Below are 16245 nucleotides of genomic sequence, written 5' to 3' on the forward strand. Positions count from 1 at the left end.
GGTCGGCCCCGGTCCGTGGCGGACCGGGGCCGCTCGCCGTCCGGACCTGTGGACGACGGCCGGCGCGGCGCCCGGCACGGCAGGATGGCGGCGACGGACGGTGCGACGAGGGGGATGCCGATGCAGGGGCACGTCGTCGTCGACGGGTGGGGGTCGCTCGCCGACGAGCTCGTGTCGCAGCTGCGCCGCTGTGCCGTGCCGGTGCTCGGGGGCCGCCACGCGGCCGACTCGGCCGAGCTCGCCCTCGCGGCCGACGGTCCGCCCGCCGCCGTCGTCGTCGTCGCCGAGGGCCGGGCCCCGGGGTGGGCCGGCGCGCCGTGGCAGGCACGCGGCATCCCCCACCTCCCCCTCGTCCTGCAGTCCGACGCCGTCGTCGTCGGCCCCCTCGTCCTGCCCGGCCGCACCGCCTGCCTGCGGTGCGCCGCCGGCGCATGGGACTCCTCGCGGGCCTGCGCGGCGGGCGAGGTACCGCCGGGCACACTCGTCCTCGCCTGCGCCGTGGCGACCGTGACGGTGCTCGCGGCCCGGCGCGGGGACGCCTCACTCGCCGGGATCTCGACCGAGATCGGGCTCGACGAGGTGGCCGTGACGCACCGGCTGTGGCCGATGCGTCACGGCTGTGGGTGCGCTCGGGTGAGAATGGCCGGGTGACCGACATCCCGCGGAGCTCGATCGCCCGCACCGCCAAGCTCGTCGGGCTGCCCCTCGGGCACGCCGGGCGGGCCGCGCTCGGGGTCGGCAAGCGGGTGGGCGGGCGGCCGGCCGAGGCCGTGGCCGCCGAGCTGCAGGCCCGCACCGCCGAGCAGCTCTTCTCCGTGCTCGGGCAGCTCAAGGGCGGGGCGATGAAGTTCGGGCAGGCGCTGTCCGTCATGGAGGCGGCGATGCCCGAGGAGCTCGCCGGGCCCTACCGGGCGACGCTCACCAGGCTGCAGGAGTCCGGCCCACCGATGGGCGCCGAGCGGGTCCACGAGATCCTCGCCCGCGAGCTCGGGCCGCGCTGGGCGAGCACGAAGCTCGTCGAGTTCGACGACGTCCCGGCGGCGGCCGCGTCGATCGGCCAGGTGCACAAGGGGGTCTGGCGCGACGGACGCGAGGTGGCCGTCAAGCTCCAGTACCCCGGCGCCGCGGAGGCCCTGCTCTCCGACCTCAACCAGCTCTCCCGCGTCGCGCGCCTCGCCGGGTCGTGGGTGCCGGGCATCGACATCAAGCCGATCATGGACGAGCTCAAGGCACGGATGAGCGAAGAGCTCGACTACCACCTCGAGGCCCGCAACCAGCGGCACTTCGCGAGCGCCTTCCGGGGCGACGAGGACGTCCTCGTGCCGGACGTGCTCGTCGACTCCACCCACGTCATCGTCACCGAGTGGGTCGACGGCACCCCCCTGGCCGACGTCATCACCCGCGGCACGCAGGCGGAGCGCGACGAGGCGGCCACCCTCTACCTCGAGTTCCTCCTGCGGGCACCGAACCGGGCCCGCATGCTGCACGCGGACCCGCACCCCGGCAACTTCCGGATCACCGACGACGGCCGGCTCGCCGTGTTCGACTTCGGCGCGGTCAACCGGCTGCCCCACGGGCTGCCGACGTCCCTCGGCCGGGTGCTCACCGAGGCGCTCGCCGGCGACGCCCACGCGCTCGAGGCCGTGCTGCGCGAGGAGGGGTTCATCCGCCGGAACATCGACGTCGACCCCGAGGCCCTCCTCGCCTACCTCAGCCCCCTCGTCGAGCCGCTGCTCCACGACGAGTTCACCCCGTCGCGCGAGTGGCTGCGCGGGGCGGCGGCGACGCTGCAGGACCCCCGCCGGCCACAGTTCCTCATCGGGCTCAAGCTCAACCTGCCGCCCGAGTACCTCCTCATCCACCGGGTGTGGCTCGGCGGGATCGGGGTGCTCAGCCAGGTCGGCGGCACGGTGCCGCTGCGCGAGCTCGTGTGCGCCCACCTCCCGGGCATCGACGAGGCACGTCTGCCACCGTCGCCCTGAGCGGTCACCACCAGGCCGAGTCGAGCTTCCCCTCGATGCTGCGCAGGTGCCGGCGGCTGCACGTGTCGCACGTCCACGTGTCGCGCCCGTTCTCGACCCCCCGCGTCCACGTGATGCGCGCGAGGGCGAGGGCGTCCTCGTCGCCCGGAGCGGCACCGCACGTCGCACACACGACGTCACGGCCGGCATCGGATGCCGTGGCGTCCGGCCCGGCACCGGGCTCGCGGTCCTTGCCCCCGTCCGACACCGTCAGCTCCCGGCCCTGGCCGCGGCCTTCGCGGCCTTCTTGAAGTCGCGGACCTTCTGGAGCGAGTCCGCGTCGACGACGTCGGCCACCGAGCGGAACGACCCGCTGTCGGCGTAGGCGCCGCACGCCTCCTGCCAGCCCGGTGGGCGTACGCCGAGCTGCTTGCCGAGCAGGGCCGCGAAGATCCTCGCCTTCTGCTCGCCGAAGCCCGGTAGCGCCCGCAGTCGGGCGACGAGCTCGGCCCCGGTGGCGGCGTCACGCCAGATCGCCGCGGCATCACCGCCGTAGCCGTCGCGCACGACGGCCGCGAGGGCCTGGATCCGTCCCGCCATCGAGCGCCCGTAGCGGTGGACCGCGGGCGGCGTCGCGCACAGGTCGGCGAACGCCTCGGGGTCGGCCCCGGCCACGGCAGCCGGCTCGAGGGTCCCGAACCGCTCGAGGACCTTCGCCGGACCGGCGAACGCGCGCTCCATGGGGAACTGCTGGTCGAGCAGCATGCCGACGAGGAGGGCGAAGGGGTCCTCGGAGAGGACGCGGTCGGCCGTGGGGTCCTGGGCGATCGTCAGCGAGACCATGACTCAGGGTAGCCATCGCACGTGGCCGGGCCCCTACCCTGCGAGGTGCGGGCGCGACGGCGGCGAGCAGGAGGACCACGTGGACGAGCTCATCGCAGGGCGGGTGGCCGTGGTCACCGGAGGAGCCCGGGGCATCGGCCTCGCCGTCGTGGAGGCGATCGCGGCCCGAGGGGTGGCCGTCGTGTGCCTCGACACGCCCGACGCCGACCTCGACGGCTTCGATGCGGCATGCCGAGCCGCGGGGGTGGCCTCGCGGGGCGTCGGGGTCGACGTGCGCGACCAGGCCGCCGTGCGTGACGCCGTCGCCGGGGCTCGAGACCTCGGGCGGGTGTCGTACGCGGTCAACTGCGCGGGCGTCGACGGTCTCGTCGAGTCGGCGGGGATGAGCGCCTCGGAGTGGAACCGGGTCGTCGACGTCGACCTCGACGGCGTCATGTACGCGTGCCAGGCCGAGCACGACGCCATGGGCCGGCTCGGCGGCTCCATCGTCAACATCGCCTCGATGTCGGGTCACATCGTCAACCGGGGTGTGACCCACGCGGCCTACAGCGCCGCCAAGGCCGGGGTGATCCACCTCAGCAAGGCGCTCGCGGTCGAGTGGGCCCCGCTCGGCATCCGGGTCAACTCGCTCAGCCCGGGGTACACGCTCACCGCCATGACGCGGCGCAACCCCCCGGAGGTGAACGCCGGCTTCGCCGCCCAGACGCCGCTCGGGCGGCTGGCCCAGGTCGAGGAGGTCGCCGAACCGGTCGTGTTCCTGCTCGGCGACCGGGCCTCGTTCGTCACCGGCACCGACCTGCTCGTCGACGGGGGGTTCTGCGCCTGGTGAGCCGACCGAGCGCGTGAGCCGCCCGAGCGCGCCGCCCCGACGCTTCGTCGGGGGCGGCGCGCTCGGGCCTCACGCCGGGCTCATCGCGCGTGCGCGTGGATGATGGCCCGCATCTGCTCGCGCTCGGCCGCGACCTGCACCTGACGCTGCGCCTCGTGGACGCGGCGCTGGTGCGCGGTGCGACGGATGCGCTGCATTCGCCTGCTGTACATCTCGGATCTCCTTGGTGGTCACTGGTTCTCGATGGATGGGCCGCGCTACGCCGCGACCTCGGTCTTGCGGGGACGGCCCCGCGGACGCTTGCGGGCGACGATGACGCCCTGGACGAAGAGCTCGCCGCCCCAGACCCCCCAGGGCTCCCCACGTCCGAGGGCACCCGAGAGGCACGCGGCGCGCGCCGGGCACGTCCCGCACAGGGCCTTGGCGAACTCGACACCCTGCGGGGTGTCGGCGAACCACAGCTCGGCGTCGTTCTCGCGGCACGGGATGCCCTCGCGGGTCGTCGTGGACGCCTCGTGCAGGTCGAGGAGCTCGGTCAGCTGCATCGGGTGGTCACCTCCTCGGTCGTCGCGCCCGGTCGGGCGCTCGGTCTTCTCGGTGCGCCGGGTGGGGCGCGGGGTACTCGGTGGGCGGTCGGTGTCGGTCCGCTCAACAGTGGTGGTCATGGGCGTCGGCCTCGGGTGTCGTCTCGGTCGGTACGGATGCGGTGCGGTGCGGGTGCGGTGCGGTGCGGGTGCGGTGCGGCCTGCGTCGGGTACGAGAAAGGCCGCGGATCCCGGTGTCGGGATCCGCGGCCTCGAGGTGACCTGTCGTGGTGTCAGACAGGTGGTGCCTCGAGGCGTGGATACACGACTCCCGTGATCGGGGTGGCGCCGACGACGCCGGCGGGACGGACGTCCGTCACGAGGACGTCACAACGGGTGGACCCGGCGAAGGGCACAGTGCGCCCCTGGACGGCCCGGCCGGTGCCTGCGTGAGTGGTGTCGGCGCCGCGCCAGGGACGCTCGCAGGTCTCGCGGACAGCGGTCATCGCCAGGTCCGTGGTCATCGTCGTCTCCATCAGGGCCAACCTCCTCACCGTGTCTCGGTCCGTCCGCGCGCCCGACAGGGGCACACGAGGTATGCCGATCAGGTTAGGGGAGGCGCGTGGCGGGTGGCAACGGAATTAAACGGAGAATGTGGCGGGGGCCTACCCAGGATCCACGAGAACCGCTGCCCCACAACGCTATCCACCGTCTGAAAATTGTCGGAGAACCTCGAGGACGGCGGCTCCGTGACGTTCCAGCTTGGCCGGTCCGACGCCCGTGATCCTCGACAGGGCCGCCACGTCGGCCGGGAGCTGCTCGGCGATGGCCGTGAGGGTGGCGTCGGTGAAGACGACGAACGCCGGCACGTCGGCCTCCCGCGCGGTCTCGAGCCGCCACTCGCGAAGGGCCTCGAAGAGCCGCTCGTCCAACGTGGGCGGGCAGGCGGCACAGCGGCCGATCGTGCGCTCACGAGCCGTCCCCAGGCCGGTACCGCAGCTGCGGCACGTCGACCGCGCCGCCGGCCGTCCCCCACGCCCCGAGCCGGGGGCCGACCGGCGTCGGGTCTGCGCCCGCGCGGCGTCCCCGAGCACCGCGGCGGTGCCGTCGAGGAACCGCGACGGCCGCCGCGTGGCCCTCGCGCCGGGGGTGCGGGCGGCGGCGTACGACAGGACGAGCCGCTCCCGGGCCCGGGTCACGCCGACGTAGAGGAGCCTTCGCTCCTCCTCGACGGCCTCGGGGGTGTCGGCCATCGTGATGGGCAGCAGTCCGTCGGAGCAGCCGGCGAGGAAGACGGTGTCCCACTCCAGGCCCTTCGCAGCGTGGAACGACGCGAGGGTGACGCCCTGGACCGTCGGTGCGTGGCTCGCGGCGGCCCGCTCGTCGAGCTCACGCACGAGCGCCGGCATCTGCGCCTCCGGGTCGAGTGCGTGGAGGTCGTCGGCGAGAGCGGCGAGGGCCGAGAGCGACTCCCAGCGCTCACGTGCGGCACCGCCAGCCGTCGGCGCCTTCCGGCTCCAGCCCGCCCCGAGGAGGACGTCACGGGCGAGGTCGGGCAGCGGGACCGACCCGTCGTCGGAGCGTGCGGACCCGCGCAGGAGGACGATCGCGTCGCGGACCTCCTTGCGCGAGAAGAAGCGTTCACCGCCCCGGACGAGGTAGGGGATGCCGCGCTCGGCGAGCGCGGACTCGAAGGACTCGCTCTGCCCGTTGGTCCGGAAGAGCACGGCGATCTCGGAGGGCGGGTGACCCGCGTCGAGCAGGGCCGTGATGCGGGTGGCGACGGCCGCGGCCTCCTCGGGGTCGTTGTCGGCGACGACGAGCTCCGGCGGCGGGCCGTCGGGCCGCTGGGCCCGCAGCTCGACCGAGCCGGAGCGGCGCTGGCCACCCGGACCGCGCAGGACGAGGTTCGCGAGGCCGACGACCTGCGGGGTCGAGCGGTAGTTGCGCACGAGCTCGACGGTGCGGGCATCGGGATGCCGGGTGCGGAAGGACAGCAGGTGCTCGGGGGAGGCCCCGGTGAAGGAGTAGATCGTCTGCGCGGGGTCGCCGACGACGCAGATGTCGCGCCGCTCGCCGAGCCACAGGTCGAGGAGGGACTGCTGCAGCCGGTTGACGTCCTGGTACTCGTCGACGACGAAGTGGCGGTACTGGCTGCGCACCGCCCGTGCGACCTCCTCGTGCTCGCTCAGGATGCCGACCATGAGGAGCAGGACGTCCTCGAAGTCGATGGCCCCCCGCTCGGTCTTGACGTCCTCGTAGGCGGAGACGAGCCGCGCCATCGCCGTGGGGTCGAGCCCCGCGGGCGGCTCACGGCGCTGGGCGGCGGCAGCCGCGGGGTAGGAGTCGGGGGTGAGCAGCGACACCTTCGACCACTCGATCTCGGCCGCGAGGTCGCGCACGGCGGGGCCGTCGAGGCGCAGGCGCAGGCGCGCCCCCGCCTCGGCGACCGCACTGGCCTTGTGCGGCATGACCTCGGGTGAGGCTCCCCCGACGGCCTGGGGCCAGAAGTAGTGGAGCTGGCGCAGCGCGGCCGCATGGAAGGTGCGCGCCTGGACCCCCCCGACACCCAGGTCGCGCAGTCGGGTGCGCATCTCGCCGGCCGCGCGCGCCGTGAACGTCACGGCGAGCACCCGCTGCGGCTGGTGGACGCCGGAGAGCACGCCGTAGGCGATGCGGTGGGTGATGGCGCGGGTCTTGCCGGTGCCGGCCCCGGCAAGCACGCACATCGGGCCGCTCGGGTGCTGCGCGACCTCGCGCTGCTCGGGGTCGAGCGCGTCGAGGACCGCGTCGGCGCCGGGGTGCACGGGCAGGCTCGTCATCGGCTCGATCCTAGGTGGGGTCACCGACGGCACGGCACCGACCCGGGCCGGCCCTGGGGACGGCGTCGAGGGCCCACCGCGTCGAGGGCCCACCGCGTCGAGGGCCCGCCGCCCGTGGCACGACCCGGGAAGGATCAGCGGTCCCGGCGCGTTCACCACCACCGAGCCGCCGCACCCACGACCCCGCCCGAGGAGCCCTGCATGCCCGACACGTCGACCCGGACCCTGCCCGAGCCGGGCACCGTCACGATGTTCACGACGACGTGGTGCGGTTACTGCCGCCGCCTCAAGTCGCAGCTGCAGCGCGAGGGCATCGGCTTCACCGAGGTCGACATCGAGCACGAGCCCGACACCGCGCGCTTCGTCATGTCGGTCAACGGCGGCAACCAGACCGTCCCGACCCTGCTCTTCCCCGACGGCTCGGCCGCGACGAACCCGACGATCGCGCAGGTCCGCGAGCGGCTCGCCTGACGCCGGCCTCGGCGTCGCTCGGGGTCACCGCAGCGGCACCTCGGGGGCGTCGACCGGGCCACCGAACCAGTGCTCGACGAGCTTGCGCGCGATCGACAGCCGACCCGGGAGGTGGACCGAGCCGGCCTCGACGGCGCCCACGAGCTCGTCGCGGCTGAACCAGCGCGCGTCCTCGATCTCGTCCTCCTGCAACCGCAGCTCGGTCGTCTCGGCCCGCGCGGTGAAGCCGATCATGAGCGAGGCCGGGAACGGCCACGGCTGGTCGCCGAGGTACGTGACGTCGGTGACCCGCACCCCGCTCTCCTCCTCCACCTCCCGCACGACCGCCGCGGCGAGCGGCTCGCCGGGTTCGACGAACCCGGCGAGCACCGACATCCCTCCCGGTCGGAACCCGCGCCCGCGCGCGAGGAGCAGCCGGTCGTCGGCGTCGACGACGGCGACGATGACGGCCATGTCGGTGCGCGGGTAGTGCTCGCTGCCGTCGACGGCACAACGCCGGATCCAGCCGCCGAGGCTCGGCTCGGTCGGGGCGCCGCAGCGCGGGCAGTGCGTGTGCGTCGCGTGCCAGTTCGCGAGCGCGAGCGTCGTCGTGAGGACCTCCGCGCCCAGCGGGTCGAGGTCGGCCCCGACCTGCCGCAGCGTGCGCCAGCCCGGGTCGTCCTCGTCCGGGGCCGGTGCGTCGGCCACGACGACCCCGACGTACGCCGTGCCGCCGGCCTCCCCGAGGTAGAGGGCGAGGCGAGCCGCATCGGCGTCGTCCGCGGCGCCGAGCACGAGGCGGGCGCGGCCGGGGCCGGCGTGCTCGACCGGGGCCCGGTCGCCGGCGAGGCGCAGGACCCGGGTGCCCGGGTCGCGCAGCAGCCGGGGCAGCAGGCCGGGGTCGGCCCGCAGGTCCCCGCGGCGGTCGAGGAGGGCCCGGCCCGGGGGCAGGCCGGGAAGGATTCGGTCGGCTCGGGGCACGCTTCCCAGCCTATGGGGGGCGCACGGCCTACCGTGGGCACGTGGACCGCAGCCCCGCCTTCCTCGCCGCCCTCGCCAGCGCGGCGGTCCCCGGGCTCGACCCGGTGAGCGTCGAGGCCCTCCCGAGCACCCCGGAGCAGTCGTTCGACGTCGCGTTCGTCCAGGACGGCGAGCACCGCCGCTGGGTCGTGCGGGCCCCGCGCACCGACGTCGCCGGTGCCGAGATGGACCGCACCGTCCCGCTCCTCGGGCTCCTCGGCCGCCGGCTCCCGTTCGCGGTGCCCGCGCCCAAGGGGTTCGTCGCCCTCGCCGAGGGCGGCCGCGCCGCGGTCTACCCGTACCTGCCGGGACTCCACCTCGACTTCGCCGAGCTGCCGCCGGGCCCGGGCATCGCGGCGGAGCTGGGGCGCGCGATCGCCGCCCTCCACAACACCGACCCCGCGGTCTTCGAGGAGGCCGGCCTGCCGAGCTACGACGCCGACGCCTACCGCAGCCGCCGGCTCGCCGAGCTCGACCGGGCCGCCGAGAGCGGGCGGGTCCCGACGACGCTGCTCACCCGGTGGGAGACCGCGCTCGAGGACGTCAGCCTGTGGCGGTTCGCGCCCACCCCCACCCACGGCGACCTCACGGGTGACCAGGTGCTCGCTGTGTTCACCGACGACTCCGACGCCTCGACGGGCCGCATCCGGGCGATGACGGGGTGGGAGGACGCCAAGGTCGCCGACCCGGCCGACGACTTCGCGGCGCTCGTCGCCGATGGCCGTCCCGAGGCGGTCGAGACCGTCCTCGAGGCGTATGCCCACGCCCGGGTCGAGCGCCCCGACCCCAACCTGCTCGTGCGCGCCCGCCTCGTCGCCGAGCTCGGTCTCCTCGCGACGCTCATGGCGGCCCTGACGCGCAAGGACGCCGGGGTGGTCGAGGTGCTGACGACCCAGCTGCGCCGCCTCGACGACGCCGTCCACGCGGACGAGCAGCCGGACGACTACCGCCGCACCTCGCTCGCCCCCGTCGGTGTCGCGCGCCGCACGACCCGCCCGCCGGCCCTCGTCGACGACGATGACGAGGAGGAGCTGCCGGAAGTGGGTGGCGCCGAGCCGGATGCCGGGCGCGGGGCGGACCACGCGGAGCCGGACGCCGACGCGGAACCCGAGAGGCCGGCCGACCAGGCGGAGCCGGACCCCGAGCGGCGGGCCGACCGAGCGAAGCCGGACGCCGACGCGGACCCCGAGCGGCCGGCCGACCAGGCGGAGCCAGACGCCGACGCGGACCCCGAGCGGCCGGCGGACGACGCGGACCCGGATGCGGAGCCGGAGGACGTCGGCGGCTCACCCGGTGACACCGACCGCGAGGTCCCGGCGTGGCTCGAGATCGAGCACGCCGAGGACGAGGTCACCCCGGGCGAGCGGCGCGCAGCACCCGAGTGATCTCGTCGGCGCCGGGCAGCTCGGGCCACACCGTCTCACCCGTGGCCGCGTGGAAGAACGCGCCCCGAACCCGCTCCTCGGGCACCCCCCGGACCCGCGCCCACGCGAGCCGGTAGGCGCCGAGCTGCAGGGCGCGCGCCACCGCCCGCGCCCCCGACGCCGGGGCGCCGGTCTTCCAGTCGACGACGACCCATCCCGGCTCGCCGTCGGGGGTGGGCTCCTCGAAGACGGCGTCGATCCGTCCCCGGACCGCGATGCCGTCGACGACGGTCTCGACGCTCGTCTCCACCTCGACCGGGGTGCGGTCGGCCCACTCGCTCGTCGTGAACGCGGCCCGCAGGGCCGCGAGGTCGTCGTCCCCCGCCCCGTCGTCGGCGGACCCGGGCAGCTCGTCGACGTCGACGATGGCGGCCCGGGCGTAGTGCTCCTCGACCCAGGCGTGGAACGCCGTGCCCCGGCGGGCGGCCGGGGCCGGAGGCGACGGCATCGGACGCCGCAGGTCGAGGGTGAACCGATCGGGGTCCTCGGCGAGCGAGACGAGCGCGGAGGTCGACAGGTGCGGCGGGAGCTCGACGGGGACGTCTCCCCCCGCCCGGCGGCGGGCCCGCTCCCCGAGCAGCATCGCCACCTCGGCGTCCCACGGCGTGGCGGGCGCGCCGGGATCCGGTGGGCTCCCGTCGGCGACCGCGTCGGCGACCGCCTGTGCGGGCCCGAGCAGCAGGCCGCGTCGCTCGACGTGGTCATCGGTCGGCCACAGCACGCTGACCGCCCGCGCGGTGCGGGGGTTCTGGGGCTTCGGGTCGTCGGTGGGCGGCAGGTCGTCCCACGGGCCCCGGGCGAGGGGCAGCGCGCTGTCGCGCAGCTCGTCCAGGAAGCGTGAGGTGACCCGCGGCGTCGTCGCCGCGCCCCAGACGTGCGCGGTGAGCAGCAGGTCGAGCCGGGCACGGGTCAGGGCGACGTAGGCGAGGCGCCGTTCCTCGGTGATGCCGTGGTCGGCGACCGCCGAGGTGAACCGCTCGAGCGCCTCGGCCGCGGTGTCCCAGTCGAGGTCGGCATCCCAGCGGAAGCGGGGCAGGCCCGCGGCATCCCCGCGCAGGTCGTACGGGAGCGAGGCGAGCCCGACGAGCCACCCCTTGTCGCTCGGCTCGGCATGACCCCAGGCGTCTGCGACGACCTTGCCCTGGGTGGCCGAGTGGGCCGGGAAGCAGGACTCCACGAGCCCGGGCACGGCGACGACGTCCCACTCCAGGCCCTTGGCCGCGTGCACGGTCATGACCTGGACGGCGTCGGTCCGCGTCTCGACCCATCCGAGGTCGAGGCCGCGCTCCTCGTCGACGGCGGCCTCGAGCCACGCGAGGAAGCCGCCGAGCGTCGGCCGGTCGGCGCTCGCCGAGAAGGTCGCCGCGACGTCGGCGAACGCGTCGAGGTGGGCCCGGGCCGCGCCGGGGGTCCACCCCGGGCGGGCGAGCACCTCGATGTCGAGCCCGAGGGCGACCTCGGCCTCGGCGACGAGCTCGGCGAGCCCGAGGCCGGTGAGCGCCCGCAGGCGCCGGACCGTGGCGCCGAGACCGCTCAGCCGCTCGAGGGCCACCGGGCCGAGCCGCTCGCCGTCGTCGCCGACCCAGCCGGCGGGAGGCAGGTCGTCGAGCGCCTCGACGACGCTCGCCCGCTCACTGGCGTCCGGGGCGAGGTCGGCGCCGCGGGCCCGCCCGCCCGGGCGCTGCCGGGTGCGCGCCCAGGCGCCGAGGCCGTCGAGGTCGGCGGCACCGAGCCGGCACGACGGGCCGGTGAGCAGCCGCATGAGCCGGTCGCCCCGGGTCGGGTCCTGGACGACGTGGAGGAGGGCCACGAGGTCGGCGACCTCGGGCATGTGGAGCAGGCCACCGAGGCCGACGACCTCGTAGGGCACGCCCTCGGCCTCGAGGGCGTCGACGACGGGGGAGAACTGCGAGCGCCGGCGGCACAGCACGGCCGCGGTGCGCCGGCCGGGGCGCTCGAGCCGGGCCCGCACCCACCGCGCGACGTGGCGTGCCTCGGCCTCGGTCGTCGTGAGGCGTGCGACGGCGACGTGGCCCGGGCCGGCGTCCTCGCGCACGGCGAGCGGACGCACGGCGACCCGGCTCGTCGCCGTGAGCGGGCCCGCGACGACGTTCGCCGCGTCGAGCACCGCCCGGTCGTTGCGCCAGCTCGTCGACAGGTGCAGCACCCGGGCCGGGCCCGCGTCGTCGTGGAAGTCGGTGCGGAAGCGGTCGAGGGTCGTCGACGAGGCGCCGCGCCACCCGTAGATGGACTGGTGGGGGTCGCCGACGGCCGTGACCGGCACCGGCTCGTCGGCCGCGACGAACAGCGCGCGCAGCAGCTGCAGCTGGGCCTCCGAGGTGTCCTGGAACTCGTCGAGGAGCACGGCCCTGAAGCGACCCCGCTCGGCCGCGCCGACCTGCGGGACGGTCGTGGCGATGCGGGCCGCGAGCGCCATCTGGTCGGCGAAGTCCAGGGCGTCGCGCGACCGCTTGAGCTCGGCGTAGCGGCGCACGAGCGGCACGACCGCGGCCCGCTCCCGGAGCACGCTCGCGACCGCACGCATCGGGTTGGCGCGCTTGCGCGTGCCCTCCCCCTTCGGCACGGCGTCGAGCGCCGCGCAGACCTCGTCGAGGTGGGCCGCGAGGGCGTCGGCGTCGACGAGGTGCTCGGCCATCTCGCCGGCGAGGTCGACGACGGCGGTCGTCACGGTCGACTCGGCCTTGTCGACGCCGTCCATCGGCCCGTCCCACGACACGACGGCCTCGTGCGCCACCTGCCACGCCGCGGCCTCGGTGAGCAGCCGGCTCTCGGGCTCGACGCCGAGCCGCAGCCCGTGCTCGCGCACGATCCGGCCGGCGTACGCGTGGTAGGTCGAGACGGTGGGCACGTCGTCGAGCACGGCAGCGCCGTCGTCGTCGTCCGGCGTCCACAGCCCGGTCTCGCGCAGGGTGGCCAGCCGGGCCGCGAGCCGCTCGGCGAGCTCGCCGGCCGCCTTGCGGGTGAAGGTGAGACCGAGCACCTCGTCGGGGCGCACGAGCCCGTTGGCGACGAGCCAGACGACGCGGGCCGCCATCGTCTCGGTCTTGCCCGAGCCGGCTCCCGCAACGACGAGGAGCGGGCGCAGGGGGGCCTCGATGACCTCGGCCTGCTCCGGCGTCGGTGCGTGGGGCTGGCCGAGGGCCCGCGCGAGCTCGACCGCGGACCACCGGATGCCGGTGGCCACCCCCGACGTCGTGGAGGTGGTCACAGCCGCCGCCCTTCGGGCAGCGCCGGGCACGAGTCCTTGACCTGGCAGGTGCCGCAGTGGCTGCCCGGGGTCGCGCTGAACGTCGCGGCCGCCATGGCGTCGGCGGTGCCCGCGAGCAGCTCGTGCGCCCAGTGCGGGTCGTCGTCGTCGGCGAGGGGCACCTGGGCCTGCAGGGTCGTCGTCGTCGTGGCCGCCCTGCCGAGCTGCAGGAGCGCGGCCCCGCCCGCCCGCTCGCCGTGCCGGGCGAACGCCCCGGCCTCGACGGCGAGCTGGTAGGCGCCGAGCTGGCCGTGGCGGCGCACCTCGTCGCGGGTCGGCTTGGTGCTGCCCGTCTTGAGGTCGACGACGCGGACCTGCCCGCCCGGTCCGACCTCGACGCGGTCGACGGTGCCGCTCACGACGGCCCGCCCGAGGGCCACTCGCAGGCGCTCCTCGGACGCGGCTCGGCGCCACCCCTCCGCGGGGGCCTCGCCCGTGTACCGGACGAGGCGCTCGGTCATCCGGGTCGCGAGGGACAGGTCGCGCCGCGAGAGCCACCCCGGCGCCAGGCCGAGGCGCCCCCACCGGCGCTCGAGCTCGGCGGCGTAGGTCGCGGCGTCGGTGTCGCCGAGCTCGTGGGCCAGCTCGTGGACGAGGGTGCCGATGTCCTGGGCGCCCATCGAGGGGCCGTCGCCGCCGCTGGCCCGCAGCACCCACTGCAGGCCGCAGCGGGCGAAGGGGTCGATGGCCGACGGCGAGACCCGCACGGGGGCGCCGGGCTCGCGCCGCGGGCGGTCGTCGCTGACGCCGCGCAGCGCCCACCACTGAGCGGGGTCGGCCCCGGGCACCCCCTCGCGGGCGAGCCGGGCGAGGGTCGTGACGGCCGCGCCGCGGGTGGCCGGCTCGGGGTCGAGCAGGGAGCGCCGCAGCTCGGCGACGAGGCCGGCGAGGGTGAACGGGCGAGGGACGTCGGTGAAGGGGCGGGCCTCGGACCGGGGGTCGACGACGTCGAGGTACGGGGAGGGCTGCTCGTCCTCGCTGCGCACGGCGGTGACGACGAGCCGCCGGGAGGCCCGGGTCACGGCGACGTGGAACAGCCTGGTCTCGTCGTGGCGGACCTGGGCGCGGGCGGCCCGGGGCTCGGTGGGTCGACCCGTGACGACGTCGACGAGCTCGCTCGAGCCGAGGACCGAGCCGCGCAGGCGCAGGTCTGGCCACACCCCGTCCTGGACCCCGGCGACGACGACGAGGTCCCACCCGAGGCCCGCGGCCGCCGCCGGGGTGAGCAGCGCGACCGACTCGCCCGCGGGGGCCCGCGCGACGAGGGTGTCGCCGGCGACGTCCTGGCCGAGCACGTGCTCGAGGAAGTCGACCGGACCGGATGCCGGGAGCCGGTCGGTGAAGCGGGCGGCCGCGTCGAACAGCCCCAGCACGGCGTCGAGGTCGCGGTCGGCCCGTCCGCCCGCGGGGCCGCCGGCCAGGGCGGTGTCGCGCCACGGCCCGGCCAGCCGGGACGCGGTCCACATCGCCCACAGCACCTCCTCGGCACCCGCGCCGTCGCGGAGCGCGTCGACGGCGGCGGCGAGCACGCGGTGGACCCGGCGGGCCGGAGCCGCCTCCGGGCCGATCCGCCCGAGGGAGAACGGCGCGAGCACCGCCTCGGCGAGCAGGACGTCGCTCGGGCGTCCGCCCCCGGCGTCGAGCTCGACGCGGCGCAGCGACCGGCGCAGCCGTCGCAGCCCGACGGCATCCGCGCCCCCGACCGGCGACCCGAGCACGTCGACGACGACGCCGGGGTCGAGCTGCTCGGCCCCCGCGACGACGTCGAGGGCACAGCGCAGGAGCGCGAGGAAGGGGCGCACGGCCGCCTCGTCACGCACCGGCAGCTCGGCCGCCGCGGTGTCGACGGGGACCCCGGCGCCACGCAGCACCCGGCGCAGCGTGGCCGTGCGCGCCCCACCGCGCACGACGACCGCCATCCGCGACCACGGCGTGCCCTCGAGCAGGTGGGCCTCGCGCAGCACCCCGGCGACGAACGCGGCCTCCTGGGCGACGGTGCGCAGGAGGTGCGCCTCGACGGACCCCGGCCCACCCGGTCGGGGGGTGGGCTCGCGGTGGGCCGGGGTCCCGACGACACCGATGTGCCCGACGACCCGGGTGGCCGCCACCGCCACCTCGCCCCCGCAGCGGTGGCCGCGGTCGAGGACGAGGGTGCGCGCGGTCGGCCACGCGTCGGAGAACAGCCGTGGGTCGGCCCCCCGGAAGGTCTGGGTGGCGGCGTCGGGGTCGCCGACGAGGACGAGCGGCACGGCACCGTCGCCGGCGACGGTGGCCAGCAGCCGGCGGGCCGACGGGGTGAGCTCCTGGGCGTCGTCGACGACGACGAGGCGCAGCGCGGCGCGCAGCCGGTCGAGGGCGTCGGGGTCGTCGTCGAGGAGGTCGGCCGCGGCGGTGAGCACCCACGCCGGGTCGTAGGCCCCCGCCGCCGAGAGCGCGGTGACCTCGTCGTACTCGCGCAGCACCGCGGCCCCCGCCACCCACTCCGGGCGGTCGTGGGCGGTGCCGAGGGCGGCGAGGTCGCCCGGCTCGAGTCCGAGCTCGACGGCGCGCATGAGCAGGTCGCGCAGCTCGGCCCGGAAGCCGCGCGTGGCCAGCGCGGGCTCGAGCGATGCCGGCCACGGCGGGGCGGGGCTCGCGCCCCCGGCGTGCCCGGCGAGCAGCTCGCGCAGGATGACGTCCTGCTCGGGGCCGCTGAGCAGCCGCGGCGCCGGCTCCCCGGCGAGCGCGGCGGCCTCGCGGAGCACGCCGAAGCCGAAGGACTGGTGCGAGCGGGCGAGCGGGGTGGTCGTCGTGCCCCCGAGCCGGGCCGTGACGGCGTCGCGCAGCCTGGCCGCGGCGACCCGGGTCGGGGCCAGCAGGAGGCACGCGTCGGCCGCCACCCCGTCGCCCACGGCCCGCACGACCCGCTCGACGGCCACGGTGCTCTTGCCGGTGCCGGGAGCGCCGAGCACCCGCACCACCGGCCCGCCGGCGGCGACGGCGGCCCGCTGCGCAGCGTCGAGCGACGGCGCGGTGGCCGCGGCGACGACGGGACGGCGGAGGACGAGCACCCCCGGATTCCACCACGACGCACCGACACCGGCCGGGAGCGGGCACGGCGGTCG

Annotated in this window: 14 protein-coding genes; 5 read left to right on the top strand and 9 right to left on the bottom strand. The window is 76.3% G+C overall.

Going from position 1 to position 16245, the window contains the following annotated elements; all coding sequences use genetic code 11:
* Positions 1-120 precede the first annotated feature (120 nt).
* Entirely contained in the window at positions 121-651 is a 531-nt protein-coding gene (locus ABD899_RS16340; RefSeq protein ID WP_345207936.1) for a hypothetical protein, read from the top strand.
* Positions 648-1982: an ABC1 kinase family protein gene (locus ABD899_RS16345; protein WP_345207938.1), complete on the top strand. Its 1335-nt coding sequence runs from the start codon at positions 648-650 to the stop codon at positions 1980-1982. Before ABD899_RS16340 ends, ABD899_RS16345 begins: the two co-directional genes overlap by 4 nt.
* Positions 1983-1986: 4 nt before the next feature.
* Here ABD899_RS16345 and ABD899_RS16350 read toward each other — a convergent pair whose 3' ends face one another.
* Together ABD899_RS16350 and ABD899_RS16355 are read right to left on the bottom strand one after the other, a co-directional pair.
* Positions 1987-2229: a hypothetical protein gene (locus ABD899_RS16350; RefSeq protein WP_345207940.1), complete on the bottom strand. Its 243-nt coding sequence runs from the start codon at positions 2227-2229 to the stop codon at positions 1987-1989.
* A 2-nt stretch (positions 2230-2231) separates the two neighbouring features.
* Positions 2232-2804 (bottom strand): HhH-GPD-type base excision DNA repair protein, encoded by a 573-nt coding sequence (locus ABD899_RS16355; protein ID WP_345207942.1) that lies wholly within the window; start codon positions 2802-2804, stop codon positions 2232-2234.
* 79 nt (positions 2805-2883) lie between these two features.
* Here ABD899_RS16355 and ABD899_RS16360 point away from each other — a divergent pair, with 79 nt between their 5' ends.
* Positions 2884-3633, top strand: a complete 750-nt coding sequence (locus tag ABD899_RS16360) for an SDR family oxidoreductase (protein WP_345207944.1) — start codon at positions 2884-2886, stop codon at positions 3631-3633.
* 80 nt (positions 3634-3713) lie between these two features.
* On the opposite strand, the gene ABD899_RS16365 is transcribed toward ABD899_RS16360, so the two are convergent.
* The 4 genes from ABD899_RS16365 to ABD899_RS16380 form a co-directional block, all read right to left on the bottom strand.
* Positions 3714-3845 carry a hypothetical protein gene (locus ABD899_RS16365; protein ID WP_345207946.1) on the bottom strand — a complete coding sequence of 44 codons (132 nt, stop codon included), beginning with the start codon at positions 3843-3845 and terminating at the stop codon, positions 3714-3716.
* 45 nt (positions 3846-3890) lie between these two features.
* Entirely contained in the window at positions 3891-4298 is a 408-nt protein-coding gene (locus ABD899_RS16370) for a WhiB family transcriptional regulator (RefSeq protein WP_425474985.1), read from the bottom strand.
* A 152-nt stretch (positions 4299-4450) separates the two neighbouring features.
* Positions 4451-4681 carry a hypothetical protein gene (locus tag ABD899_RS16375; RefSeq protein ID WP_345207948.1) on the bottom strand — a complete coding sequence of 77 codons (231 nt, stop codon included), beginning with the start codon at positions 4679-4681 and terminating at the stop codon, positions 4451-4453.
* Positions 4682-4858: 177 nt separating this feature from the next.
* Entirely contained in the window at positions 4859-6979 is a 2121-nt protein-coding gene (locus tag ABD899_RS16380) for an ATP-dependent DNA helicase UvrD2 (protein ID WP_345207950.1), read from the bottom strand.
* A 201-nt stretch (positions 6980-7180) separates the two neighbouring features.
* Here ABD899_RS16380 and ABD899_RS16385 point away from each other — a divergent pair, with 201 nt between their 5' ends.
* Positions 7181-7450, top strand: a complete 270-nt coding sequence (locus tag ABD899_RS16385) for a mycoredoxin (RefSeq protein ID WP_345207952.1) — start codon at positions 7181-7183, stop codon at positions 7448-7450.
* Between the two features lie 24 nt (positions 7451-7474).
* On the opposite strand, the gene nudC is transcribed toward ABD899_RS16385, so the two are convergent.
* Entirely contained in the window at positions 7475-8410 is a 936-nt protein-coding gene (gene nudC / locus ABD899_RS16390; RefSeq protein WP_345207954.1) for an NAD(+) diphosphatase, read from the bottom strand.
* Between the two features lie 41 nt (positions 8411-8451).
* Here nudC and ABD899_RS16395 point away from each other — a divergent pair, with 41 nt between their 5' ends.
* Complete coding sequence (locus tag ABD899_RS16395) at positions 8452-9834, top strand: phosphotransferase (protein WP_345207956.1); 1383 nt, start codon at positions 8452-8454, stop codon at positions 9832-9834.
* On the opposite strand, the gene ABD899_RS16400 is transcribed toward ABD899_RS16395, so the two are convergent.
* Together ABD899_RS16400 and ABD899_RS16405 are read right to left on the bottom strand one after the other, a co-directional pair.
* Positions 9800-13102 carry an ATP-dependent helicase gene (locus ABD899_RS16400; RefSeq protein WP_345207958.1) on the bottom strand — a complete coding sequence of 1101 codons (3303 nt, stop codon included), beginning with the start codon at positions 13100-13102 and terminating at the stop codon, positions 9800-9802. The genes ABD899_RS16395 and ABD899_RS16400 overlap by 35 nt on opposite strands.
* The gene (locus ABD899_RS16405; protein ID WP_345207960.1) at positions 13099-16191 is read right to left on the bottom strand and encodes an ATP-dependent helicase; all 3093 of its coding nucleotides are present in this window, start codon (positions 16189-16191) and stop codon (positions 13099-13101) included. The genes ABD899_RS16400 and ABD899_RS16405 overlap by 4 nt, the downstream gene beginning before the upstream one ends.
* Positions 16192-16245: the final 54 nt, after the last annotated feature.

The organism is Fodinibacter luteus (assembly GCF_039541575.1).
Taxonomy (GTDB): Bacteria; Actinomycetota; Actinomycetes; order Actinomycetales; family Dermatophilaceae; genus Fodinibacter; species Fodinibacter luteus.

What these genes read in the sequence shown, in the direction of transcription:
- ABD899_RS16340 (WP_345207936.1), top strand. Translation starts at nt 121, where the DNA reads ATGCAGGGGCACGTCGTCGTCGACGGGTGGGGGTCGCTCGCCGACGAG.
- ABD899_RS16355 (WP_345207942.1), bottom strand. Translation starts at nt 2,804, where the DNA reads ATGGTCTCGCTGACGATCGCCCAGGACCCCACGGCCGACCGCGTCCTC.
- ABD899_RS16365 (WP_345207946.1), bottom strand. Translation starts at nt 3,845, where the DNA reads ATGTACAGCAGGCGAATGCAGCGCATCCGTCGCACCGCGCACCAGCGC.
- ABD899_RS16370 (WP_425474985.1), bottom strand. Translation starts at nt 4,298, where the DNA reads ATGACCACCACTGTTGAGCGGACCGACACCGACCGCCCACCGAGTACC.
- ABD899_RS16375 (WP_345207948.1), bottom strand. Translation starts at nt 4,681, where the DNA reads ATGACCACGGACCTGGCGATGACCGCTGTCCGCGAGACCTGCGAGCGT.
- ABD899_RS16380 (WP_345207950.1), bottom strand. Translation starts at nt 6,979, where the DNA reads ATGACGAGCCTGCCCGTGCACCCCGGCGCCGACGCGGTCCTCGACGCG.
- ABD899_RS16385 (WP_345207952.1), top strand. Translation starts at nt 7,181, where the DNA reads ATGCCCGACACGTCGACCCGGACCCTGCCCGAGCCGGGCACCGTCACG.